Raw genomic sequence first — 22,813 nt, 5'->3', positions numbered from 1 at the left:
TTCCAGTCTCTCTCTGCGCGCCGAGCGCGCCAAACGCCTCGGGCGCGAACCTGTCGACGACGAGCTACCGTCTCCGATCGTGCGCCGGCGCCGTCATCTCCTCGCGGAACGGCGTCAGCGGGCGTAGGTGCGGACCGCGAACCAGACGATGCCGCCGACGGCGACCGCGACACCGACGACGGCCGCGGCGGCGCCGGCGGGGTTCTTCCGCCGGAAGTCGCGTGCCTTGGCCGTCACGCGCGTCACACCGTGCTCGAGCCGGCGCGGCACGTTCGCCTTGATCTCGATCGCGGCGAGGGCCGCTTTGAGCTCGGCGCGCGCGCTCTCCACCGGGTCGGTCAGACCCAGGGCGACGCCGGTGCGGGGTACGGGAACGGGAACGGGACGATCAACGCTCATCGCCGGCCTCCTTGACGATCCGGATGTCTTCGGCCACGGCCGAGCCGGGGTTGGTGCGCTTGCTCAGCTTGCGGAAGCGCAGGATGCCGAGCAGCGCCAGGACGGCGACGATGACCAGCATCCCGCCGAACACGACGAGCGCCGAGAGCCAGACCGGCCACCACGACGACAGCCCGGCGATGACGAACGCGAAGAAGACCGGCAGCGACCAGAAGAGCACGAACAGGGCGCCGACGAACCATCCGGCGCCGATACCGGCGTCTTTCGCCGTCTTCGACAGCCACGCCTTGGCCGCGTTGATCTCGGCGACGACGAGGTTGCGAACGAGCTCGGGGATGTCGCCGAGGAGGGTGAAGAGGCTGTCGTCCGCGCGATCGCGGAATCCGCGGGGCGTGGTCACCTCAGCTCCCGGAGGATGCGGCGGGCTTCGACGTCGACCGCGAACTCGAAGTGGAGCTCGCGGGCGCCGCCTTCTTGGCGTCGTCGACCGAGTCCTCGACGGCGTCGGCGACCTTCTTGGCCGACGACTTCGCTGCGGATCCGGCGCGCTGGGCGCGCTCCTGAGCGGTGCCCGACTCGGACGCCGCATGCGTGACCTTCTTGGCGCCTTTCCACAGCGCGCTGGGCACGGCCTTGAGAGCACTGGCGCCGAACGCCTGAACCCGGGTCACCTGCGTCTGGACGGGTTCGAGCTCCCAGACCTTGATCGCCTGGGTCTTGATCTGCTCGTAACGCTCGCGCCCGGCACGCGTGCCGAGCACATATCCGGCCGCGAGGCCGATAACGAGTCCTGCTTTGCCCTTCATAAGGGCCTCCTCACGCTCGGTGGAGCCTGCTGTCTGGTCCCAGGCTAGCCAGATATTCCGTCAGAGGCATCCACCCTTGACATCCCACGGCGCACGGGGCACTCCGCGACTACAGCGGGGTCCCGCCGCTCCAGAGCAGCGCGCTGCGCAGACGGTCGGCCTCGTGCTGCGCATCCGGCACCACCTGGGCGAGGCCCGTGCCCGACAACCAGGCCCCTGCCGCGCCGATCCCGGCGACCGCGCGGATCGCGTCGCGCGCCTCGCCGGTGCGCTCCGCACGCCCGATGAAGGCGCCCGGCTGCGACTGCGTGTACCGCTCCCGCCGCGCCGCCCGCAGGTGCGCCGGCTGAAGCGGAACGCCGAGAAGAGCGGATGCTTCCGCCAGGGCCAGGCGCGCCGCATCCGTGTCGTCCAGACCCGCCGTCGCGGGCTCCTCGCCCTGCGCGCCGAACGAGACGCGCACGACGTGGACACCGGGATCGGCCTGTTCGGCCAGCCACGACCATTTCGCGGTGGAGTGCGTCAGGGCCTTCGCGGCCCGCGCGCCGGGCACGACCAGCACGCCCGAACCCCGGGGGTGACGGTCGAGGTCGGGGGCGTCGACGACGAGGGTCACGACCTCGACGACCGGCGACTCCCCCGCCTCCGGATCGAGGTCGGGAACGTGCGGTGCGAGCACCCGTCGCGCCGCCGCCTCGGGCAGGGCGACGAGCACCGCCCCGGCGGCGAGGACGGTTCCGTCGCTCAGGACCACGCTCCATCCCTCCGCCCCGTCTCCGGGCTCGGCGGCGCCGCGGCGCAGCTCCGCCACATCGGCGCCGGTGCGCAGCTCCACGTCGAGGTCGGCCAGTCGTGAGACGAGGGCATCGACGAGGCGCCCCATGCCGCCGACGATCCCCTCGACGGCGCTGCCCGGGGCCGCGGTGCGGCCGGCGGTGAGGTCGGCGACCGCGCCCGAGAGCGAGCCCGTGCGGGTGAGGGCGGCGTTGAGCCCGGGGGCCGCGATGTCGACGTCGATGTCATCGGGTCGCGCGGAGTAGACGCCACCGGTGACCGGCGCCACGAGCCGATCGAGCACGCGCTCGCCCATGCGCGATCGCACGAGCGTGCCCAGGCTCCGCTCGTGCCCGATCGTCAGCGGAGGGCGGATGCGGTCGACGAACGCGCGCCACACCCCGCGGCGGCCGATGATGCGGCGCACCTCGGGCGACCAGGGGTTCGCGGGGATGCCGAGCACGCCGCCGCGCGGCAGGGGCGCGGCGAGTCCGCCGGGGAGCCCGGCGACCCACGCGCCCGCCGGATTCGGGGTGGTGACCGCATCGCCGAGGCCGAGTTCGTCGACGAGCGCGCGCACCGTGCCGCCCCGGGTCGCGTAGCTCTCCGCGCCGACGTCGAGGGTGAACCCGCCGACCTCGGCCGAGCGCAGCACGCCGCCGAGACGGTCACCCGCCTCGAGCACGGTGACCCGGAGACCGACCTTGGCGAACTCGAGCGCCGCGGCGAGTCCCGCCATCCCGCCGCCGACGACCACCGCGTGCGACTCGGCCGCGTGGGCGGCGAGCCGGTCGAGCGGCTCGGTCACGAGTCGAGCCCGTGGGCGCGCTCGACGATCCTCGTCAGGACACCGGGGTCGGCATCGGGCGGCACACCGTGGCCGAGGTTCAGCACGTGAGCGCGGGCGGCGCGGCCGCGGGCGATCACGTCGTCGACGTGTGCGGCGAGGACGGGCCACGGCGCCCCGAGCAGCGCGGGGTCGATGTTCCCCTGCACGGTGGTGTCGGGTCCGAGCACGGCGGCGGCCGTGTCGAGAGGCGTGCGCCAGTCGACGCCGACGGCATCGGCGAGCCCGCCGAGGCGCATGTCGTCGAGGATGCCGCCAGTTCCCACGCCGAAGTGGATGCGCGGCACCGTGATGCCCTCGAGCGCGGCGGCGGAATGGGGCGCGACGAATTCGAGGTAGTCGGAGCGCGACAGCGAGCCCGCCCACGAGTCGAACAGCTGCACCGCCGAGGCGCCGCCGTCGATCTGGGCGTCGAGGAACGCGCGCGAGACGCCCGAGAGCCACCCGGCGAGCCGGTGCCAGGCGTCGGGGTCGGCGTGCATCATGCCGCGGGCGCGAAGGTGCTCCTTCGAGGGGCCGCCTTCGACGAGGTAGGCCGCGAGAGTGAAGGGCGCCCCGGCGAAGCCGATGAGCGGCTTGTCGCCGAGCTCCGCGGTGACGATGCCGACGGCCTGGCGCACCGGTTCGGCCGCCGCTGCGACCTCGGCGGGATCGATGGCGGTGATGCGCGCGACGTCGTCGGCCGAGCGCACCGGGTCGGCGAACACCGGCCCGCGCCCGGGTTCGATCTCGACGGCGATCCCGGCCAGGCGAAGCGGCACGACGATATCGCTGAAGAAGATGCCGGCGTCGACGTCGTGCCGGCGCACGGGCTGCAGCGTGATCTCCGCAGCCAGATCCGGGGTGAGGCAAGCGTCCAGCATCCGCGTTCCCACCCGCAGCTCGCGATACTCGGGGAGCGAGCGCCCCGCCTGCCGCATGAACCACACCGGCGGCCGGTCGGGACGGTCGCCGCGCAGCGCGCGCAACAGGGGTGCGTCAGGTGTTGCCATGGCAGCCATTCTCCCACCGGCGCCTGGGCGCCGACCGTCCACGGTCGCCCGTGGATCTCTCGTCGTCGAGACACCTCGGCGCTCGCCGCCGCCCTCGCCGACGCGATGGGTAGAATCGTGGACGTGCTGCTGTGCGTCAGCGCGAGTCACAAGACCGCGTCCTTCGATCTCCTCGAGCGCCTCAGCGTCCCCTCCACGCCCGTCGCCCCGCTGATCGCGGCGCACGCGGAATGCGTGCAGGGAGCGGTGGTCGTGGCCACCTGCAACCGCTTCGAGGCGTACGTCGACATGGACGAGCCGCTGACCGCATCGGGTGCCGTCGGACTCGAGGCCACGCTCTCGGCCATCGAGGCAGCCACCGGTGTGCCCGCTTCCGAGCTCGACGGCTCGTACCGTCTGATGGGCGGCGACGAGGTCGCCGAGCACCTGTTCGCCGTCGCGTCGGGCCTCGAGTCGGTCGTCGTCGGCGAGGGCGAGATCGCCGGCCAGGTGCGTCGTGCGCTCACCGAGTCGCGCCGCCTCGGCACGACCTCCGCCGAGCTCGAGCGGCTGTTCCAGAGGGCGTCCGAAGCCCAGCGCGGGGTGAAGAACGCCACCGCCATCGGCCGCGCCGGCCGCTCGCTCGTGCGCCTCGCGCTCGACCTGGCCGACAGCCGCATCGCCGACTGGTCGAAGCTGCGGGTGCTGCTGATCGGCACGGGCTCCTACGCGGCGGTCACACTCGCGGCCCTGCGCGACCACGGCGCCGAAGACATCTCGGTGCACTCCCCCTCGGGCCGCGCGACCCCGTTCGCCGCGAAGCACGGCATCCGCGCGGTCGCCCCCGAGCGCTTCCCCTCGGCCGTCACCCACGCCGACCTCATCATCACGTGCACGAGCGCCGAGCACCACGTGCTCAGCGCCGCCACGTTCGCCGCCGGCCGCGGCGCGTACGACACCGCGATCGAGGGTCAGCCCGCAGCATCCGCCTGCCCCATCGCGACCCCCGACCGGCGCCTCGTCATCGACCTGGGCCTGCCGCGCAACGTCGACCCCGACGTCGCCGGCGTGAGCGGCGTCGATCTGCTCGACCTGGAGACGATCCGCATCCACGCCCCGCTCGACGAGCTGCAGGCGACGGATGCCGCGCGACAGGTCGTACGCGACGCCGCCCGCCGGTTCGCGACCGTCGGCGAGCGCAAGAGCATCACGCCGGCCGTCGTCGCCCTGCGCACGCACATCTTCGGGCTCATGGAGTCGGAGATCTCCCGTGCCCGCGCCCGTGGCGACGACGACGGCCGCACCGAGCAGGCCCTCCGCCACCTCGTCGGCGTGCTGCTGCACACCCCCACCTCGCGTGCGCACCAGCTCGCCGAGGACGGACGCACCGACGACTACATCACGGCCCTCTCGACGCTCTACGGCCTGGAGGTCGCCGAGCCCGAGGCGACCGTCGCCGACGCCGAGCCCGGCGTCGCCTGACGCGCCCCGCCCGGCCGCCCGCCCGACCGTGGCCAGCCGCCCGGGGCCGCCCGCCCGGGACCGCGAGACTTCATCCCAGGCGCGAAACTGCGTGCGACGCGTGAAGTCTCGTGCGCGGGATGAAGTCTCGCCATCTCGGCACCACGCGCGGCGGGCCTAGGGTGAGAGCGTGAAGCTGCGGTTCTTCGGGGGGCTCGCCGCGGAGGACGGATCGGCGGTCGTGACCGGTCGCGGGCAGCAGGCGCTGCTTCTGCGCCTCGCCGTCGACACCGCGACGACCGTGGGCTATCGCGCCCTGACGGAGGACATCTGGGGCCAGGAACCCCCGTCCGACCCCCGTGCTTCGCTGCACTCGCTGGCCTCCCGCCTGCGTCGCGTGCTGCCGCCCGACGCCCTGATCGCCGCACCGGGCGGCTACCGTCTCGCCTTCTCGCGCGACGACGTCGACCTCACGCGCTTCGCCGATCTGGTGGCTCGCGCCCGGGCCGCCGTCGATCCGCGCGAGGCCTTCTCGCTCGCGCGCGAGGCGCTGTCGCTGTGGAGCGGGGACCCGTGGACCCCCGGCGACGGCTTCGACTGGCTCGTGCGCGACCTGCTGGAAGACCGGGCCCACGCCGAGCGGCTGGCCGGAGCCCGAACCGTGGCGGCCGACGGCCCGCGCGCGAACACCGTGCCGGCGGCCATCACGAGCCTGGTGGGGCGGGAGTCCGAGCTCGCCCTCATCGAGGAGCAGCTGGCCTCCGAGCGGCTCGTCACGGTCGTCGGCCCCGGCGGAGCGGGGAAGACCACGCTCGCCTTCGAGACGGCCCGCCTCCAGGCCGGCGCGATCATCGTCGAGCTCGCCCCCGTCGCCGCCGGCGACGTGTGGGGCGCGCTCGCCGGCGCGGTGGGGCGCAGCGTGCGCCTGCCCGATGCGACGAATGCGCCCATCGGCGTGCGCGACCGGGTCGTCGAGGCGCTCACCGGGCGCCGCGCCCTGATCGTGCTCGACAACTGCGAGCACGTCTCCCGCGAGGCGGCCGACGTCGCCGTCGACGTGCTGCAGACCCTGCCCGGATCGCGCGTGCTCGCCACCAGCCGCGAGCCCCTGGGCGTGCCGGGCGAGGCGTTCGTCGACCTCGGGCCGCTCCCCCTCTCCGACGCGGTCGAGTTGTTCGGCCTCCGGGTGCGCGCGGCTTCCGGAGCCGTTCCCAACCCCTCCGATGCGGCCACGGTCGAGGGGATCGTCCGTCGCCTCGACGGGCTGCCGTTGGCGGTGGAGCTGGCGGCGGCGAAGACCCGCACCCTGTCGCTGACCGAGATCGCGGCGGGTCTCGACGACCGGTTCGACCTGCTCGCGACGGGTCCTCGCGCGACGGCGCCCCGGCATCAGACGCTCCGGGCGCTCATCGACTGGAGTTGGGACACGCTGACGCCCGCTGAACGCACGGCGCTCCTCGCAGCCGCCGTCTTCCCCGACGGCATCGCGGCGACGGATGCGGCGACGATCGGCGCGCACTTCGACCTTCCCGCGTCGGCCTTCGACGAGCTGGTGGACCGATCTCTCCTGAGCCGACGGCACGGACGCTTCCGGATGCTCGAGACGGTGCGCGAGTACGGTCTCGACCGGCTCCGTGCCGAAGGCCGCGACGACGGGTTCCGCGCGTCGCAGGCAGAGGCGATGGCCGAGCTGGCCGCCCTGCGCGACGCGACGCTCCGCGGCCCGGAGGTGCGAGCCGGCCTCGCGTGGTTCGACGCCAACGAGGAGAACCTCTCGAGCGCGCTGCGCTTCGCCGCGGAGACCTCGAGGCGCCGGACGGGAGTCCGCCTCGTGCGGGCGATGCTCTGGCCGTGGATCCTGCGCGAGCGCACCCACGAGCTGGCCGGGAACGCCACGGTCTTCGCCGCGACCGACGAGGCCCTCGACTCCGAACCCGAGGTCGTCGTGGCAGGGATCGCACTGCTTGCCGACGCGTTCTCCCTCGTGATGGACAGCGCCGTGCTCACACCGACCACGGGCGGGCGTGATGGAGTGCCGCGCTTCGCCGAACGAGCGGCCGAGATCGCCGCGGCCGCGGCGCAGCATCCGTCCGAGATCGCCGCCGCGCTCCCCGCTCTTCTCCGCGGCATCGCCGACGCGATGGCCAACCTCGGCCGCGACCTGAGCTGGTCTCACGGAGTCACGTTCGCCGCAGAACCGACCGACGGCCTCCCGCTGTGGACGCGGGCGTTCCTCGGCGTCCTCGGCGCGGGAGCCGCGGCGAACTCCGGCGACGTCGAGACGCTCGGCGAGCAGAGCACGCTGGCTCTCGGCATATTCCGCGAGATCGGCGACCCGTGGGGCATCGCGTTCGCCGGGCAGCTGCGGTCGGAGTGGCTCATGCTGGAGGGGCGCCTCGAGGAGGCGCTCGAGATCGCCGATCGGTCGACCGACGTCTTCTCGGGCCTGACCTCCGCCAGCGACGCGGTGCAGCAGCGTTCGCAGACCGTCGGGCTGCTCGTGCGCCTGGGGCGCGTCGACGACGCCCGGTCGCGGGTCGATGAGCTCGACGAGTTCGCCCGGCAGGACGGCTCGGAGCGCGCCCTGGTACAGGTGCGGATGAGCCGGGCGCTCGTCGAGATCGCGGCGGGCGACGCCGAGGCGGCCCTGCGGGAGCTCGCCGTGCTCGACCGGGGCCTTCCGGCGGGATTCCCCTCGCAACTGACCGCGTGGTGGGGATCGAAGCGCGCGCAGGCTCTCACACTGCTGCACCGCACCGATGAGGCGCGTGCGGCACTGCGCGACGCCGTGCCCGTCGCGATCCGCAGCGGCGACCAGCCCATCATGGCCGACGTCGCGCTGTCGTTGGCCGGCTGGTTGGTCGAGACGGGTCAGGATGCGGCGGCCCGCCGGGCGCTCGCGACCGCCACGGTGCTGCGCGGGAGCCCGGACGAGCACGACCCGTTCCGCACACGCCTGGTCGCACGGATGACCGCGGCGCCGGAGGAACCAGTCCCCGACGCCGCGGCCGAATTCGCCGTGCTCGCCGCCCTGCTCGACGAGGGCGCCGGCTAGGCCTTGCGCATATAGGTGCGCACGGTCAGCGGCGCGAACACCGCGACGATCACGGCCGCGCCGATCAGCGTGATCACGACGTCGGAGCCGACCGTGCCGTTGTTGACGAGTTCGCGCACCGCCGTGACGAGGTGCGAGACGGGGTTGATGTCGACGAACCACTGCAGCCACCCGGGCATCGTGTCGGCGGGCACGAAGGCGTTGGAGAGGAAGGTCAGCGGGAACAGGATCACCAGCGACACCCCCTGCACGCTCGAGGCGGTGCGCGCGACCACCCCGAAGAAGGCGAAGATCCAGCTGACCGCCCACGAGCAGACCACGACCAGGACGCCCGCGGCGACCACCGCACCGATGCCGCCGGCCGGACGGAAGCCCATGATGAACCCCATCGTGAAGGTGAGCGTGGTCGCGATCGCGTAGCGGACGGTGTCGGCGAGGAGGGCTCCCGACAGCGGCGCGATGCGGGCGATCGGCAGCGATCTGAACCTGTCGAACACCCCCTTGTCCATGTCCTCGCGCAACTGCACACCCGTGACGACCGACGTGGTGATGACCGTCTGCACGAGGATGCCGGGGATGATGATCGGCAGGTAGCTCTGCACGTCTCCGGCGATGGCGCCGCCGAAGATGTATGTGAACATCAGCGTGAACAGGATCGGCTGCACCGTCACGTCGATGAGCTGCTCAGGGGTCCGACGGATCTTGAGCAGTCCTCGCCAGGCCATCGTCAGCGTGTTCCGCACGGTCTGCGCGACACCCGCGTGGTTGCGGAGGTCGCGCTCGGCGACCGGGGTCAGGGATGCGGTCATGGTGCTCATGCGCGTGCTCCTTCGAGATCGGGGACGTCCGCTGCGTCGGCATCGGCGTCGGAGGACGCACCCGTCCCGGTCAGCGTGAGGAAGACCTCGTCGAGGGTCGGCTGCTGAACGCTGAACTCGCTCAGGCGCACCCCGCCCTCGCGGAAGGCCAGGAGCAGGTCGGTCACCCGGTCGGGATCGCTCATCGGCACCGTGAGTCGGGCCGCTTCGGGAGACACGATGGCCGACACGCCCAGCACCCGGTCCACGGTCTCTCGAGCGAGACCCAGCTCGGCGCCGTCGCGCAGGCGGAGCACGAGGGAGGCCTGCCCGACGGATGCCTTCAGCTCGGGCGCCGTCCCCTCGGCGACGACCCGACCGCGGTCGATGACGGCGATCCGGTCGGCGAGCTGGTCGGCCTCGTCGAGGTATTGCGTGGTGAGGAGGACGGTCGAGCCGTTGGCGACCAGCCGCCGGATCGTGTCCCACATCTGCCCGCGTGTCCGGGGGTCGAGGCCCGTCGTGGGCTCGTCGAGGAAGATCAGCGGCGGCTGGGCGATGAGCGACGCCGCGAGGTCGAGGCGGCGCCGCATCCCTCCCGAGAACTTCGCCAGCGGACGGCGAGCGGCCTCGGCGAGACCGAACTCCTCCAGCAGCTCGCCTGCCTTCCGACGGGAGTCGGCCCGGGACAACCCGAGCAGGCGCCCGAAGATGACGAGGTTCTCGGTGGCCGACAGTGTTTCGTCGACGGAGGCGAACTGCCCCGTGAGGCCGATGAGCTGGCGCACGACCTGGGCCTCGCGCACGACGTCGCGGCCGAAGATCTCGGTGCGGCCCGCGTCAGGACGCAGCAGTGTCGCCAGCATGCCGATGGTGGTGGTCTTGCCGGCGCCGTTGGGGCCGAGCACACCGTAGACCGTGCCGGCGTCGACGATCAGGTCGACGCCATCGACGGCGCGGTTGGTGCCGAAGGTCTTCACCAGGCCTTCGGCGCGGATGGCGGGGACGCGCCCCGAGCGAGCGGATGAGCTCATGGGTTATCTGCCTTTCTGTGGGCTGACACCAGAGTGCGCCGGGGGCGCTGTCACGGCGCCGTCGCCGTCTCACCGCCGCTGTCACCGCGCTGTCAGCGGCGGACGGGGGCGCGCGCGTGCGTGTCGGCGAGACGTCATCCCGGGCACGAGACTGCGTGCGACGCGTGCAGTCTCGTGCCCCCGGTGAAGTCTCGCGGTCCTGGGGGCTGCGGCCTTACGTGCGAGTGGGGGCGGCGGCCTCGACGGTGAGCCCCCGGATCACCGCCGCGACGGTGAGTCTCTGCGTGAGCGCACCGCTGACGTCGACCGGCGACTGACTCACGGCTCCGACGTGGGCCGCGACGACGGCCTTGGCCAGGACCGCGGCGGCGACAACCGGGACCCGATGATGAACGGCAGCGAGGGCGACGAAGCGGTCGCCGAGCTCGCGTCCGACGTGACCGTCGTCGAGCGTCATCCTCGCGGCGAACGCGGGGTCTGCTGCAGCTCGCGCCAGCAGCACTGACCTCAACGAGAACCACTCGCGGCTGTCCGGCAGCGAGTCGAGAAGGAAGCCCACGGCATCCTCGAGGGTGTCGGCCCGGCTCTCCTCCGCCAACTGCGCGTCGAGCGCGTGCCGGAGGCGCTCCCACACCCTCGCCGCCTGCTCCTCGTGCAGGGCGAGGTAGAGCTGGTCGACACCGGTGAAGTTCGAGTAGAACGCCCCGCGGGTGAAGCCGGCCCGCCCGCAGATGTCTTCGACGCGCTGGCTTATCGTGCCCGTGCTCTCGAACAAGGCAGCAGCGGCCGCGAGAAGACGCCGGCGGGTCTCGCTCCGACGCCGCACCGAGGTCGGCTCGCCTTCGTTCACCCCGTCAGCCTACGCGCCGCATTGCACGATCGACCGTCTTTCAGTACGTTTTGTATTGAATACGAAACGTATTGAAAGGTCGGCATGACAGAACAACGACGACGTGGATGGCCCTGGATGCCGCTGGCAGCCGTGGGATCGGTCGGGGCGGCGCTCGCGTGGCTCAACGCAGCGCCATGGTGGGGGTGGGTGCTCGTCGGCGGCCTCGTGGTGCTCGTCGGGTTCGCTGCGAGGACGTGGCGTCGTCGCCGCTGGTTCCTCCGAGGGGCGGCATGGATCGCTTCCGCCGTCGTCGTCGCGGGCACGGCCGTCGCTGCGGGGCCCCTTCCAGCCACACGCACTCTCAACGGCCCGCACACCGATCCGGTGACGACTGCGCAAGGAGATGTCATCGGCGTGCGCGACGACACCGCCGGGGTCGACGCCTTCGCGGGTATCCCCTACGCGGCTCCCCCCGTCGGCCCCCTGCGGTGGGCAGCGCCGGCACCCGCCCTGGAGCGGCCATCGCCCCTCGTCGCCGACGACTTCGGGCCCTCCGCTGTTCAGCCGGAGCCGAGCTTCCTCACCCGCGCCGCGACCCGCGTGCTCGCTCTGCCGCTCGAGCAGACACTGCTCGGGGGCTACGCCACGGACGAAGACAGTCTGCGTCTGAACATCTGGAAGCCGATGGGCGCGACCGACACCCCTCGCCCGGTGCTCGTCTACCTGCACGGTGGAGGCTTCGTCGGAGGCTCAGGCTCTCTCCCCGCCTACGACGGCGCGGCGCTGGCATCGCGCGGCGACATCGTCGTCGTCACCATCAACTACCGCCTCGGGGTCTTCGGATTCCTCGCCGACGACGCGCTCGGCGGCACCGCCACCGGCAACCAGGGCCTCCTCGACCAGGTCGCCGCCCTCCAGTGGGTGCGCGACAACATCGCCGGCTTCGGCGGCGACCCCGGTCGAGTGACGGTGGCCGGCGAGTCGGCGGGCTCGGGCAGCGCCTGCATCCTGGGCGCTTCCCCGCTGGCAGCCGGTCTGCTCCACGGCATCATCGGTGAGAGCGGCGGATGCTTGGGAACGGCCGGAAACCGCGAAGAGGGCGACCTCTACGACAACGCCACGGCAGCGCGAGAGGCTGCTCGCGAACTCAGCGCCGCACTCGACGGCGCGAGCCTGGACGAGATGAGGGCCATGCCGGCATCGCGTATCGCCTCGGCCGCGAAAAGCATCTCGGCGCACTGGTGGCCGTCCATCGACGGGCGGGTACTTCCCGACACGCCGTCCGCGATCTACGGCGCCGGACGCCAGAACGATGTTCCCCTGCTCCTCGGGAGCAACGCCGACGAAACGTCGCTCGATCTGGTGAGCGGGCTCGACTCCGACCCGGACACGTACGCGCGAGAGGTCCGCGAACAGTACGGGGACGACGCCGGCCGCTTCCTCGAGCTGTACCCCGGCGGCGATGCGCAGCAGGTCGTGGCGTCTCGCATCAGCGCCACGACGCATCAGTCGATGACCGCCCCCATGCGCACGTGGGCTCTCGCGGCAGCCGGGTCGGGGCGATCGCCCGTCTACACCTACTTCTTCTCGCGGACCCCGCCCGATCCGAAGCTGGAACGCTTCGGCGCGTATCACGGTGCCGAGGTCATGTACGCCTACGGCAACCTCGGCGCAGACGGCGACGCGGACTACACCGACGTCGACAGAGAGCTCGAGAGCGAGATGACCGAGCGGTGGATCGCGTTCACCTCCCGGCACGACCCGAACACGCTCACCCGTGAGCGCTGGCCATCCGTCCAGGACGCTCCCGACCTCGTCCTCGAGTTCGGGGACACCACCTCGGTGACGTCGCGCCCCTCCCCGGATGCCGTCGACTTCTGGCTGGGCCGGGAGGGGTCATGACGGCTGCGATCCTGCTCATCGCGCGCTTCGGTCTCTCACGTCGACCGGCGCCCGCCGCGGCATCCCGGTCACCTCCTCCGCCCCGCACCGGACTTGCACCTGCCGCGACGTCATGTGGTGCAGTGACAGTATTGCGCCCACCCAGGAAGGCCCGCCCCATGTTCTCATCCTTCATTCCGCCGCGTCAGGTCACGATCGGCGGCGCCGCCGCCTTCGTCGGCACCACGCCGCGGGCGATCCGTCACTACCACCAGATTGGCCTGCTCCCCGAGCCCGAGCGGGGCAGCGACGACCGCCGCCGCTACGGCTACGAGGAGATGATCCAGCTGCTGTGGATCCGCCGGATGGCCGACGCCGGCATCGCCCTCGACGACATCCGCGACGCGTTCGCGGACGACACCTCCGACGGCGATAGCGATGTCGCCGGAATCCTGAACTTCCTCGAGCGGGCCCTCGTCGCCCGACAGGCCGAACTCGAACAGCAGCGCGCCACGGTGCAGCGCATGCGGGCTCAGGGCAGCAGGTTGGGCCTGCTCTCCGACGTCGTGAGCGACCGCCTCGCAGACCTGCCCGACGGAACCCTGCGGCAGAACGACCTCGACACCCTGCTCGTGACCGAGCGGATCTTCGGCGCGCTCGGCGCGGCCGTGCAGGCGTCGCGGTTCATTGCTCTCGCCACGCACCCCGATCTGCGCGAACATGCAGACCGGGTCGACGCCGCCGAACAGTCACTCGACGACACGGTTGCCGTCGACGACCCCCGCGTGGCGGAGGTGGCGGCCCAGCGACGCGCTTTCGAGGCCGCTCTCCACGCGGTCATCGAGAGCTCCGGCCTGGCGCAGGCCGAACGCGCCCTGTTCGACGAGGGGGCCGAGTCTCACCCCGCTCCCGCCGAGGACGGGACCGCGACTGCACCGGCATGCCGGTCGACGAGCCTTGCCGAGACCGTCCGGATGATGCCCTACGAGTTCTCCCCCGCACTTGTACGGAGCATGGAGCTTGCCCTGGAACTCGACGCTCCCCTCACGACCTGAGCCCCCGGCACCCGGCGAGACGTCATCCCGGGCACGAGACTGCGTGCGACGCCTGCAGTCTCGTGCCCCGGGTGAAGTCTGACGGGCACCGCCGGGGGCCCTGCGGCACACTGGGGGGATGAGCCTGCACATCACCGACGACCCCGACGCCGACGACCTGCTCTCGAACGATCCGCTGGCGCTGCTGATCGGGATGCTGCTCGACCAGCAGGTCGCGATGGAGACCGCGTTCGCGGGGCCGCTGAAGGTGCGCGAGCGCATCGGATCGCTCGACCCGGCGACTCTGGCGCACTACGACGCCGACGCCTTCGCCGAGGCCTTCAAGACGCCACCGGCGGTGCACCGCTACCCCGGGTCGATGGCGGGTCGCGTGCAGGCGCTGTCGGCCGCCGTGGAGGAGCACTGGGGCGGCGACGCCGCGGCGATCTGGACCCGGGGCGAGCCGACCGGCGCCGAGGTGCTGAAGCGGCTGAAGTCCCTCCCGGGCTTCGGCGAGCAGAAGGCGAAGATCTTCCTCGCGCTACTCGGCAAGCAGCGAGGTTTCACGGGCGAGGGATGGCGCGAAGCATCCGCCCCCTACGGCGAGGAGGGGTCGTTCCGCTCCGTCGCCGACATCACCAGCCCCGACTCGCTCACGAAGGTGCGTGAGCACAAGCGCGCCATGAAGGCCGCCGCGAAGGAGAAGTCGGCGTAGGAGAAGGAGCCGGCGTAGGACGATCCGCGCCGGATCGGCCTGCGCCGAGGGCATCTCCTACGCTCGGAACCGGCGCGGCAGGCGCTTACGCGCCGCGAAGGCGCTCGGCGAGGTAGCCGTGCAGCGCGTCGAGCGGCACGCGCTCCTGCGACATGGTGTCGCGATCGCGCACCGTGACCGCGCGGTCGTCGAGCGAGTCGAAGTCGATCGTGACGCAGAACGGGGTGCCGATCTCGTCCTGACGGCGGTAACGACGCCCGATCGCGCCGGCGTCGTCGAAGTCGACGTTCCACTCCGAGCGCAGATCGTCGGCGACCTCGCGGGCCAGCGGCGACAGACGTTCGTTGCGCGACAGCGGCAGCACACCGACCTTGACCGGCGCGAGGCGCGGGTCGAGCTTGAGCACCGTGCGGGTGTCGGTGCCGCCCTTGGCGTTCGGCACCTCTTCCTCGCGATAGGCGTCGACGAGGAAGGCCATCATCGCGCGGGTGAGTCCGAACGAGGGCTCGATCACGTACGGGGTGTACGTGGTTCCGCTCGTCTGGTCGAAGAAGGTGAGCTTGGCACCGGATGCTTCGGAGTGGCTCGTGAGGTCGTAGTCGGTGCGGTTGGCGACGCCCATGAGCTCGCCCCACTCCTTGCCCGGGAAGCCGAAGCGGTACTCGACGTCGATGGTTCCGGCCGAGTAGTGCGCGCGGTCGTCTTCGGGGACGTCGAAGCGGCGCATGTTGTCGGCGTCGACGCCGAGGTCGATGAACCAGTTCCAGCAGGCCTCGACCCAGTGGTCGAACCATTCCTGCGCCTCGTCGGGAGCGGTGAAGTACTCGATCTCCATCTGCTCGAACTCGCGGGTGCGGAAGATGAAGTTGCCGGGCGTGATCTCGTTGCGGAACGCCTTGCCGACCTGGCCGATGCCGAACGGCGGCTTCTTGCGCGACGCGGTGAGCACGTTCGAGAAGTTGACGAAGATGCCCTGGGCGGTCTCGGGACGCAGGTAGAACAGGCCGCTCTCGTCATCGACGACGCCGAGGTAGGTCTTCACCAGGCCCGAGAAGGAGCGCGGCTCGGTGTACTGCCCCTTCGTGCCGCAGTTCGGGCACGGCACGTCGAGCAGGCCGTTCTCGGCGGCACGGCCCTTGCGCGCCTCGAAGTCCTCGATGAGCGTGTCGGCGCGGAAGCGCTTGTGGCAGTGCAGGCACTCCACGAGCGGGTCGGTGAAGGTCGCGACGTGACCCGACGCCTCCCACACGCGCTTGGGCAGGATGATCGACGAGTCCAGACCCACCATGTCGCCGCGCCCGCGCACGAACGTCTGCCACCACTGGCGGCGGATGTTCTCCTTGAGCTCGGTGCCGAGCGGACCGTAGTCCCACGCCGAGCGCGAACCGCCGTAGATCTCGCCCGCCTGGAAGACGAACCCGCGGTGGCGGGCGAGGGCGATGACCTTATCAAGGCGGGACTGTTCGGCCACGGTGGCTCCAGGGGTCGAATGCGACGCGGGGGTTCAGCAGCCGAGTGGCCGCTTCCCCCATCTTAGTTCCGGGGCGGGATCGCGCTCAGCCGGGGATGTCGGTGCCCTGGGCATCGAAATCGCACCAGTCGGCGACCCAGGTCAGCAGCTCGGCCTTCAGGTCGGGGTCGGCCGCGATGTCGGCCCGCCCCTCCACCCCGTCGACGACGACGTCGAACGTGAAGACGGTGCCGCGCTTGTCCTCCTGCACGACGTGCGGATCGCAGCGCTGCGGCGCCAGCGGGATCTGCAGCACGGTCGCGGCGGAGCCCGGCTCGACGGCGAGGTCGATCGGGTGGTTCGCGGCGGCACCCTCGATGCCGTACATGAGCAGCGGCGTCGGGTGCACCGCGACGAGCTCGGCCGTGCCCGTGCCGGTGGGCGCGACCGCCACCTGGAGAGCGCCGAGCTGACCGGCGTCGGCCGGGGTGAACCCCGTGAGCGTCACGTCGGCCACCTCGGCGAGCGCGTCGGCGAGGCACTCGCGGCGGTGGAGGTCGGAGAGGAACCCGAGGGTGTCGGTCACCGGCATGCGCGCGATGGAGTCGGCGGCGCCCAGGGCGAACTTCACCTCGAGCATCGTCGTGCCCTCGTCGGCCGCGTCGCAGTTCACCGGAGGCAGCTGCACGCGGACGTTGACGGTGCGTCCGGGGGCGATATCGGTCTCGCCGGCGACGACCCGCTCGGCGAGGCCGTCGAGCCGGTCGTCCTCGAGCTCGACCTTGCCGATGATCAGGGTGTCGTCGGCGCCGTTGTGGATCTGCACCTCGGCCTGGCGTGCCGCGACGTCTCCGCGCAGCTGCACGACCGCGGCGGTGATGCCGTTCGGCAGCGCCGTCGCCGACGGCGAAGGGTGCGGGGCTTCGGCGCAGCCCGCGAGCGCCAGCAGCGCGAGGGCTCCCGCGAGGAGGGCAGCGCCGCGCTGCCGGGCGGTCCGTCGTCTCACCGGGCGATCGTCTCCCGCTGCACCGTGAACTGCTCCAGCGCCTCGTGGTCGATCTCGATGCCGAGGCCCGGGCCTGTGGGAACCCGCACGTGGCCGTCTTTGAGCGCGATCGGCTCGGTGACGATGTCGCGCGCGTAGAACCGCGACGAGGCCGAGACATCGCCGGGGAGAGTGAAGCCGGGCAGGGCGGCGAGCGCCGCGTTCGCGGCCCGCCCGATGCCCGTCTCGAGCATGCCGCCGCACCACACCGGGAGCCCTGCCGCCCGGCAGAGGTCGTGGATGGCGACGGCCTCGAGATAGCCCCCGACGCGACCGGCCTTGATGTTGACGACGGATGCGGCGCGCAGCGCGATCGCGTCGGCCGCGGCCTTCGCCGACACGATCGACTCGTCGAGGCAGACCGGCGTGCGAAGGCGGCGGGCGAGGGTCGCGTGGTCGACGAGGTCGTCCTCCTGCAGGGGCTGCTCGATGAGGAGGAGATCGAAGCGGTCGAGATCGGCGAGCAGCTCCGCGTCGGCGAGCGTGTAGGCCGAGTTGGCGTCGACCTGCAGCGGGATCGTCCCGAAGGCGTCGCGCACGGCCGCGGTGTCGCCGACGTCGCGGCCCGGTTTGATCTTGATCTTGATCCGCGCGTAGCCCTCGTCGAGGTAGCCGCCGACCGCGTCGACGAGCGCGGCCGGGTCGCGCTGGATCCCGACCGAGACCCCCGACGGCACGCGATCGCGCACGGCGCCGAGATGAGCGGCGAACGAACGCCCCTCCGCCCGGAGCGCCGCGTCGAGCACGGCCGTCTCCAGGCCCGCCTTCGCCATCCGGTGGCCGACGAAGGGCGACAGCACGACCGCGACCTCCTCGGCCGAGACCGCGGGGCGCTCGAGGAGCGCGGGGATCAACCAGCGGCGCAGCACGTCCCACGCGCCGTGGGTGTACTCGCTCGAGTAGAGGGGCGCGTGCTGGGTGACGACCTCGCCCCAGCCGTCGCCGCCGTCAGTGAGCGCACGCACGACGATGACCTCGCGTACGTCCTCCGTGCCGAACGACGTGGTGAACGGCGAGACGAGCGGCAGGTGCAGCACGCGCAGCTCGACCGCGGACAGGCGCACCGGGGCCGTGGAACGCGCGAGAGACATGCGTTCAGGGTAGCGGCGGCAGCCTGGGCAACCGCTCCGGCCGGCGGCGTCGCCGAGGCGGCGGCGTCAGTCGTTCGCCGGGTCGGCGCTCTCGCCGGTCGGCGTGCGGAAGACCGTGCGCTCCGAGACGGGCGGCTCGTCCGCAGCATCCGCCGACGGCTCACCGGTCAGCACGTCGGGTTCGCTCTCGTCTTCGACATCGTCGTCCTCCCGCTCGAGGGGCGCATCATCGCGGAGAGTTTCTTCACCCTGGACGGGCAGGAAGGCATCGGAGGTCGACATGAGACGAGCGTGGCATCTTCTGGGCTATCGGAGGGTTAACGGATGCTGGGAATGACGCCGACGGCACGGTAGTGACCCGGCCCCGGACTGGCAAGGCCCGGACCGGCGCGCGGGTCGCGGCTTAGCCTCGTGACATGGCTACCGACTTCTCCCCCCGCCACGCGATCGTCACCGCCTCGGACTCCGGCATCGGGGCCGCCACCGCCGTCGCCCTCGCCGAGGCCGGACTCGACGTGGGCATCACGTGGCACTCCGACGAGGAGGGCGCACAGGGCACCGCCGACGAGGTGCGCGCCCGCGGAGGACGCGCTGTGGTCGCGCGGTTCGACGCCACCGACTTCGACGCGGCCGGGCGCGTGATCGACGGTCTCGCCGACGAGCTCGGCGGGGTCGACGTCTTCGTCAACAACGCCGGCGGCGGCTCGGGCGGACCCTTCCTCGACATGGATCTCGACGCCTGGCGCCAGGACATCGCCCTCAACCTCGACGGCGCGTTCATCGGCCTGCAGGTCGCCGCCCGCCGCATGGTCGCCGCGGGTCGTGGTGGGCGCCTCATCGCCATATCGAGCGTGCACGAGCACCAGCCGCGCGTCGGCAGTGGCGCCTACGTCGCCGCCAAGCACGGCCTCGGCGGACTCATCAAGACCATGGCGCTCGAGCTCGGGCGCTACGGCATCACCGCCAACTCGGTGGCGCCGGGCGAGATCGCCACACCGATCAACGACATGGACGCCTCCGACGCGGAGTCGACGCACCGCGGCGGCATCCCGCTCGGACGCCCCGGCACGCCCGACGAGATCGCCGCGGTCGTGGCGTTCCTGGCCTCGCCCGCGGCCGCGTACGTCTCGGGGGCGAGCTGGGTCGTCGACGGCGGGATGCTGCAGATGGGCCCGCAGGCGGGATCCCACCTCGAGAGCGACGCCTGGCGCGACGCCGGGAAGTAAGCGGAACACCATGACCGACACGGAACCGACGGACGACGGAATGAGCGACGCCGAGAAGCGCCACGACCAGCTCACCAGCGCCCCCGAATCGACCGAGGCCGACGCGGCGCCCCGCATCGACGTCACCGAGCACGACGGCGTGAAGCGGATCGACGTGCGCGACGACGCGGCGGTGCGCCCCGGCCCCGGCACCCCCGAGGCCGACGGCGAATAGCGCTCGATACACGCGCATCGGCCGAGACGCTCCGCCTGGCGGGGCGCCTCGGCCGATTCCGGTGTGTCGACGACGGATGCGGCGCGCTCAGCGCCGCGCGAAGAGGTAGCCCCGCGCGGGGTCGAACCCGCTGACGCGGAGTCCCTCGGCGGTCAGCGCGAGGAAGCGCTCGCGGACGCCGGCGCGCCACCGCGCAGCATCCGCAGGCGTTGCCCGGCGGAGCGTCTCGATGTCGCGCGGGATCGCGACCGCCTCGACGACCTCCGTCGCCGGAGCCTCCGCCGGAGCGACCGCCCACGACACGAGGATGCGGTCGGACGCATCGCCGCGGTTCACGTCGTCGTCCATCGGCCCGTACTGGTCGACGAGGTACTCGGCGACGTCTGCGCCGAGGACGCTGAGGTTGAAGTGCGCGTTGCGGGCGATGAGCGGGTCGAAGGTCCACGTGATCCGCTCCACCCCGCGCTCGCGCGCCCAGGCGCGCTGGTGCTGCTTCACCGCGCGGCCGATCCCGCGCCCCTGCGCCGACGGCAGGACTCCGGTGATGTGGGAGTGCAGCGTGCGCTCGGCGGGAGGGCCGAAGAACGCGGCCGATGCGGCCAGCATCCGCTCGCCATCGAAGACCCCGACGACGTAGTTTCCGACGTGCTCGAGCGCGCGCAGGATGTTCGCCGGCATCGTCGAGCGCTCGCCCGTCCACACCTCGTCGAAGAGGCGGGATGCGGCGTGCACCCCGTCGACGGAGTCGAGAGCGCGGATGTCGAGACCGGCCGGATCGGGCATGCGCCCAGTTTCTCATCGCCGGCGGCGACCCCTGCCCCGCCGCCGCGCGGCTAACCTGGGGTCAGTGGGCCGAGACGAGAACGCACGGAAGCGATTGACGCGAAGCTCGCCGCAGTGGGCCGTGATCGCCGTCCTGGCCGTCGCCGGACTCTGCTCGTCGTTCATGTTCACGCTGGTCGTGCCGATCCAGACGCAGCTGCCCGAACTGCTGAACGCCTCGCGCGACGACACCGCCTGGGTCGTCACCTCGACGCTGCTCGCCGCCGCCGTCACCACCCCGATCGCGGGGCGCCTCGGCGACATGTACGGCAAGCGGCGCATCGTGCTCGTCCTGCTCGCCGTGCTCGTGCTCGGCTCGGTGATCGCCGCCCTGTCGACGGGCATCGGCAGCATGATCGTGGGCCGCACCCTGCAGGGCGCCGTGGTCGGGGTGGTGCCGCTGGGCGTGTCGATCCTCCGCGACGTGCTGCACGAGAAGCGGGTAGACAGCGCGATCGCCCTCATCAGCGCGACCCTCGGCGTCGGGGGCGCGCTGGGCCTCCCCGTCAGCGCTCTGGTGTCGCAGTACAGCGACTGGCACGTGCTCTTCTGGATCGCCGGGGGCCTCGGCGCGGTCGTGTTCGTGCTCGTGCTGCTGGTCGTGCCGGTGAGCGTGCTGCGCACCCCCGGCCGGTTCGACTTCGTCGGCGCCGCCGGGCTCGCGATCGGCCTGATCGGGGTGCTCCTCGCCGTCTCGCGCGGCAACACCTGGGGCTGGCTGTCGCCTCTGACGCTCTCGCTCGGCATCGGCGGCGTCCTCGTGCTGCTCGTCTGGGGCTGGTACGAACTGCGCATCGACGATCCGCTGCTCGATCTGCGGGTGGCCGCGCGTCGCCCCGTGCTGCTGACGAACCTCGCCTCGGTCGCCATGGGCTTCGCACTGTTCGCCTCGAACGTCGTCTACCCGCAGATCCTCGAGCTGCCGGTCGAGACCGGCTCGGGCTTCGGCCTGTCGCTCCTCGCTGCCAGCCTCGTCGTCATGCCGTCGGGCCTGGTGATGATGGTGCTCTCGCCGATCTCGGGGCGCCTTGCCCGCACGATCGGTCCTCGCGTCCTGCTGGTCGCCGGCGCGATCTCGCTCATCGCCGCCTACGGCTTCACGCTGCTGTTCGCCAGCGAGGTCTGGCACCTCGTCATCGCGAACATCCTCATCGGCTTCGGCATCGGGTTCGGCTACGCCGCGATGCCGATGCTCATCATGCGCTCGGTGCCGCCGAGCGAGACCGGCGCCTCGAACGGGCTGAACGCGCTCGCGCGGTCGCTCGGCACGAGCACGGCCGCCGCCATCGTCGGCGTCGTGCTGGCGTCGATGTCGACGGTGCAGAACGGCTCGCAGGTGCCCACCCCCGAGGCCTTCCAGGTGTCGTTCCTCCTGGGCGGCGGGGCCGCGGTCGTGGCGCTGGTGCTGGCCCTGTTCATCCCGACGCGCTCGGTCGAGAAGCATCCGTCGCTCCCCTAGCGCGGCGTGAGGCGCCACGAGACGGGGCATCCCGAGGCCGGCACACCCCGAATCGCGGCACGTCGCGGCTCGAGGCACCGACGGATGCTGCGCGTCAGCCCGCGCGACGAGCCGCCGCGCCGACGTGCTCGGCGAAGCGGCCGGCCCAGCCGAGCACCTCGTGCGGCGAGCGGGCGACCGACAGGACGCTGCCGGGAATGATCTCGCGCAGCTTCTCGGCCGTCGAGAGCGGGTGCGCCGGGTCGCCCGCCCAGGCGAGCACCAGCGTCGGGGTCGAGATCGCACGCAGCGTGCCCACCGGCGGGAAGTCGGTCTCGGCCGCCCCGCGCAGCACCGTCGGCAGCAGACCCGCGTCGACGGCCGGGTAGCTCTCCGGCGCGTCGGCGAGCGCCGGCGGAACGGGGGCGGAGCTCCCGAGCTCGACCAGCGCGTCGACGCCCTCCCGCTCGACGAAGCGGGCGTTGCGCCGGTAGGTCTCGGCCTGGGCGGTACGGGTGGTCCACGCCGTCGGAGGCACGACCAGCGTCAGGCTCGCGAAGCGCTCGGGGTCGCGGACGGCGGCGTGCAGCAGCGTGCCGGTGCCCATCGACGGGCCGACACCGTGCACGCGCTCGCCGGGGGCGACCTCGTCGAGGAGGCGGAGGAGATCGTCGGCGAGGCGGTCCCACCCGTAGGAGGCGGGATCGGTGTCGCCGGTGGAGCGACCGTGACCGCGCGCGTCGTAGCGGAGCACCCGAGCGCTGTGCAGCGCGCGGCCGAGATCGAGCCCGAGCTGCGCATCGCGCGAACGGCTCGACGTCAGCCCGTGCAGCTGCACGGCCAGCGGTCCCGCGTCGCCGGTGACGTCATAAGAGATCGCTGCTCCACCCAGGTCGAGCAACCCCACCGTCATCCTCCGTC

General features: G+C 72.1%; 22 protein-coding genes. 8 read left to right on the top strand and 14 right to left on the bottom strand.

Annotation, left to right across the window (positions count from 1 at the left end):
* Nucleotides 1–114 precede the first annotated feature (114 nt).
* The 5 genes from FVP77_RS13455 to hemE form a co-directional block, all read right to left on the bottom strand.
* Nucleotides 115–399, bottom strand: a complete 285-nt coding sequence (locus FVP77_RS13455) for a hypothetical protein (RefSeq protein WP_147895085.1) — start codon at nucleotides 397–399, stop codon at nucleotides 115–117.
* Complete coding sequence (locus FVP77_RS13450) at nucleotides 389–799, bottom strand: phage holin family protein (RefSeq protein ID WP_121147790.1); 411 nt, start codon at nucleotides 797–799, stop codon at nucleotides 389–391. The genes FVP77_RS13455 and FVP77_RS13450 overlap by 11 nt, the downstream gene beginning before the upstream one ends.
* A 1-nt stretch (nucleotide 800) precedes the next feature.
* Complete coding sequence (locus FVP77_RS13445; protein ID WP_147895084.1) at nucleotides 801–1,205, bottom strand: hypothetical protein; 405 nt, start codon at nucleotides 1,203–1,205, stop codon at nucleotides 801–803.
* 109 nt (nucleotides 1,206–1,314) lie between these two features.
* On the bottom strand, nucleotides 1,315–2,787 hold the full coding sequence (locus FVP77_RS13440) for a protoporphyrinogen/coproporphyrinogen oxidase (RefSeq protein WP_147895083.1): 1,473 nt from the start codon (nucleotides 2,785–2,787) through the stop codon (nucleotides 1,315–1,317).
* On the bottom strand, nucleotides 2,784–3,818 hold the full coding sequence (hemE, locus tag FVP77_RS13435; protein ID WP_147895082.1) for a uroporphyrinogen decarboxylase: 1,035 nt from the start codon (nucleotides 3,816–3,818) through the stop codon (nucleotides 2,784–2,786). Before hemE ends, FVP77_RS13440 begins: the two co-directional genes overlap by 4 nt.
* A 123-nt stretch (nucleotides 3,819–3,941) precedes the next feature.
* Here hemE and FVP77_RS13430 point away from each other — a divergent pair, with 123 nt between their 5' ends.
* Nucleotides 3,942–5,279 (top strand): glutamyl-tRNA reductase, encoded by a 1,338-nt coding sequence (locus FVP77_RS13430; protein ID WP_147895081.1) that lies wholly within the window; start codon nucleotides 3,942–3,944, stop codon nucleotides 5,277–5,279.
* 169 nt (nucleotides 5,280–5,448) lie between these two features.
* Nucleotides 5,449–8,313 carry an ATP-binding protein gene (locus FVP77_RS13425; RefSeq protein ID WP_147895080.1) on the top strand — a complete coding sequence of 955 codons (2,865 nt, stop codon included), beginning with the start codon at nucleotides 5,449–5,451 and terminating at the stop codon, nucleotides 8,311–8,313.
* On the opposite strand, the gene FVP77_RS13420 is transcribed toward FVP77_RS13425, so the two are convergent.
* From FVP77_RS13420 to FVP77_RS13410, 3 genes are all read right to left on the bottom strand, one after another.
* Nucleotides 8,310–9,131, bottom strand: a complete 822-nt coding sequence (locus tag FVP77_RS13420) for an ABC transporter permease (protein ID WP_222707737.1) — start codon at nucleotides 9,129–9,131, stop codon at nucleotides 8,310–8,312. The two genes, FVP77_RS13425 and FVP77_RS13420, sit on opposite strands and share 4 nt — an antisense overlap.
* Entirely contained in the window at nucleotides 9,128–10,144 is a 1,017-nt protein-coding gene (locus tag FVP77_RS13415) for an ATP-binding cassette domain-containing protein (protein ID WP_147895079.1), read from the bottom strand. The genes FVP77_RS13420 and FVP77_RS13415 overlap by 4 nt, the downstream gene beginning before the upstream one ends.
* Before the next feature lie 214 nt (nucleotides 10,145–10,358).
* Nucleotides 10,359–10,994: a TetR family transcriptional regulator gene (locus FVP77_RS13410; RefSeq protein ID WP_147895078.1), complete on the bottom strand. Its 636-nt coding sequence runs from the start codon at nucleotides 10,992–10,994 to the stop codon at nucleotides 10,359–10,361.
* 84 nt (nucleotides 10,995–11,078) lie between these two features.
* Here FVP77_RS13410 and FVP77_RS13405 point away from each other — a divergent pair, with 84 nt between their 5' ends.
* From FVP77_RS13405 to FVP77_RS13395, 3 genes are all read left to right on the top strand, one after another.
* The gene (locus FVP77_RS13405; protein ID WP_147895077.1) at nucleotides 11,079–12,878 is read left to right on the top strand and encodes a carboxylesterase/lipase family protein; all 1,800 of its coding nucleotides are present in this window, start codon (nucleotides 11,079–11,081) and stop codon (nucleotides 12,876–12,878) included.
* A 158-nt stretch (nucleotides 12,879–13,036) separates the two neighbouring features.
* Nucleotides 13,037–13,912 (top strand): MerR family transcriptional regulator, encoded by an 876-nt coding sequence (locus FVP77_RS13400; protein ID WP_147895076.1) that lies wholly within the window; start codon nucleotides 13,037–13,039, stop codon nucleotides 13,910–13,912.
* 118 nt (nucleotides 13,913–14,030) lie between these two features.
* Nucleotides 14,031–14,606, top strand: coding sequence for an HhH-GPD-type base excision DNA repair protein (locus FVP77_RS13395; protein WP_147895075.1), 576 nt, complete (start codon nucleotides 14,031–14,033; stop codon nucleotides 14,604–14,606).
* A gap of 85 nt (nucleotides 14,607–14,691) precedes the next feature.
* On the opposite strand, the gene FVP77_RS13390 is transcribed toward FVP77_RS13395, so the two are convergent.
* From FVP77_RS13390 to FVP77_RS13375, 4 genes are all read right to left on the bottom strand, one after another.
* Nucleotides 14,692–16,077, bottom strand: a complete 1,386-nt coding sequence (locus FVP77_RS13390) for a glycine--tRNA ligase (protein WP_147895074.1) — start codon at nucleotides 16,075–16,077, stop codon at nucleotides 14,692–14,694.
* A gap of 85 nt (nucleotides 16,078–16,162) precedes the next feature.
* Nucleotides 16,163–17,062, bottom strand: a complete 900-nt coding sequence (locus FVP77_RS13385; protein ID WP_147895073.1) for a hypothetical protein — start codon at nucleotides 17,060–17,062, stop codon at nucleotides 16,163–16,165.
* On the bottom strand, nucleotides 17,059–18,192 hold the full coding sequence (gene menC, locus FVP77_RS13380; RefSeq protein WP_147895072.1) for an o-succinylbenzoate synthase: 1,134 nt from the start codon (nucleotides 18,190–18,192) through the stop codon (nucleotides 17,059–17,061). Before menC ends, FVP77_RS13385 begins: the two co-directional genes overlap by 4 nt.
* Nucleotides 18,193–18,258: 66 nt before the next feature.
* Entirely contained in the window at nucleotides 18,259–18,474 is a 216-nt protein-coding gene (locus tag FVP77_RS13375) for a hypothetical protein (protein WP_147895071.1), read from the bottom strand.
* A 134-nt stretch (nucleotides 18,475–18,608) separates the two neighbouring features.
* Between FVP77_RS13375 and FVP77_RS13370 the strand changes: the two genes are divergently transcribed.
* A complete protein-coding gene (locus tag FVP77_RS13370) occupies nucleotides 18,609–19,418 on the top strand; it encodes an SDR family oxidoreductase (protein WP_147895070.1) in 810 nt (269 codons plus the stop codon).
* A gap of 10 nt (nucleotides 19,419–19,428) precedes the next feature.
* Nucleotides 19,429–19,632, top strand: coding sequence for a multidrug transporter (locus tag FVP77_RS13365; protein WP_147895069.1), 204 nt, complete (start codon nucleotides 19,429–19,431; stop codon nucleotides 19,630–19,632).
* An 87-nt stretch (nucleotides 19,633–19,719) separates the two neighbouring features.
* On the opposite strand, the gene FVP77_RS13360 is transcribed toward FVP77_RS13365, so the two are convergent.
* Nucleotides 19,720–20,415 carry a GNAT family N-acetyltransferase gene (locus FVP77_RS13360; protein WP_147895068.1) on the bottom strand — a complete coding sequence of 232 codons (696 nt, stop codon included), beginning with the start codon at nucleotides 20,413–20,415 and terminating at the stop codon, nucleotides 19,720–19,722.
* Nucleotides 20,416–20,479: 64 nt separating this feature from the next.
* Here FVP77_RS13360 and FVP77_RS13355 point away from each other — a divergent pair, with 64 nt between their 5' ends.
* Nucleotides 20,480–21,913, top strand: coding sequence for an MFS transporter (locus FVP77_RS13355; RefSeq protein ID WP_281290331.1), 1,434 nt, complete (start codon nucleotides 20,480–20,482; stop codon nucleotides 21,911–21,913).
* A gap of 94 nt (nucleotides 21,914–22,007) precedes the next feature.
* Here the strand turns inward: FVP77_RS13355 and FVP77_RS13350 are convergent, their stop codons facing one another.
* Nucleotides 22,008–22,799, bottom strand: a complete 792-nt coding sequence (locus FVP77_RS13350; protein ID WP_246134116.1) for an alpha/beta fold hydrolase — start codon at nucleotides 22,797–22,799, stop codon at nucleotides 22,008–22,010.
* Between the last annotated feature and the right edge of the window lie 14 nt (nucleotides 22,800–22,813).

The organism is Microbacterium hatanonis (assembly GCF_008017415.1).
In the GTDB taxonomy this organism is placed as follows: domain Bacteria; phylum Actinomycetota; class Actinomycetes; order Actinomycetales; family Microbacteriaceae; genus Microbacterium; species Microbacterium hatanonis.
This window is presented reverse-complemented; position numbering and strand designations above follow the sequence as displayed.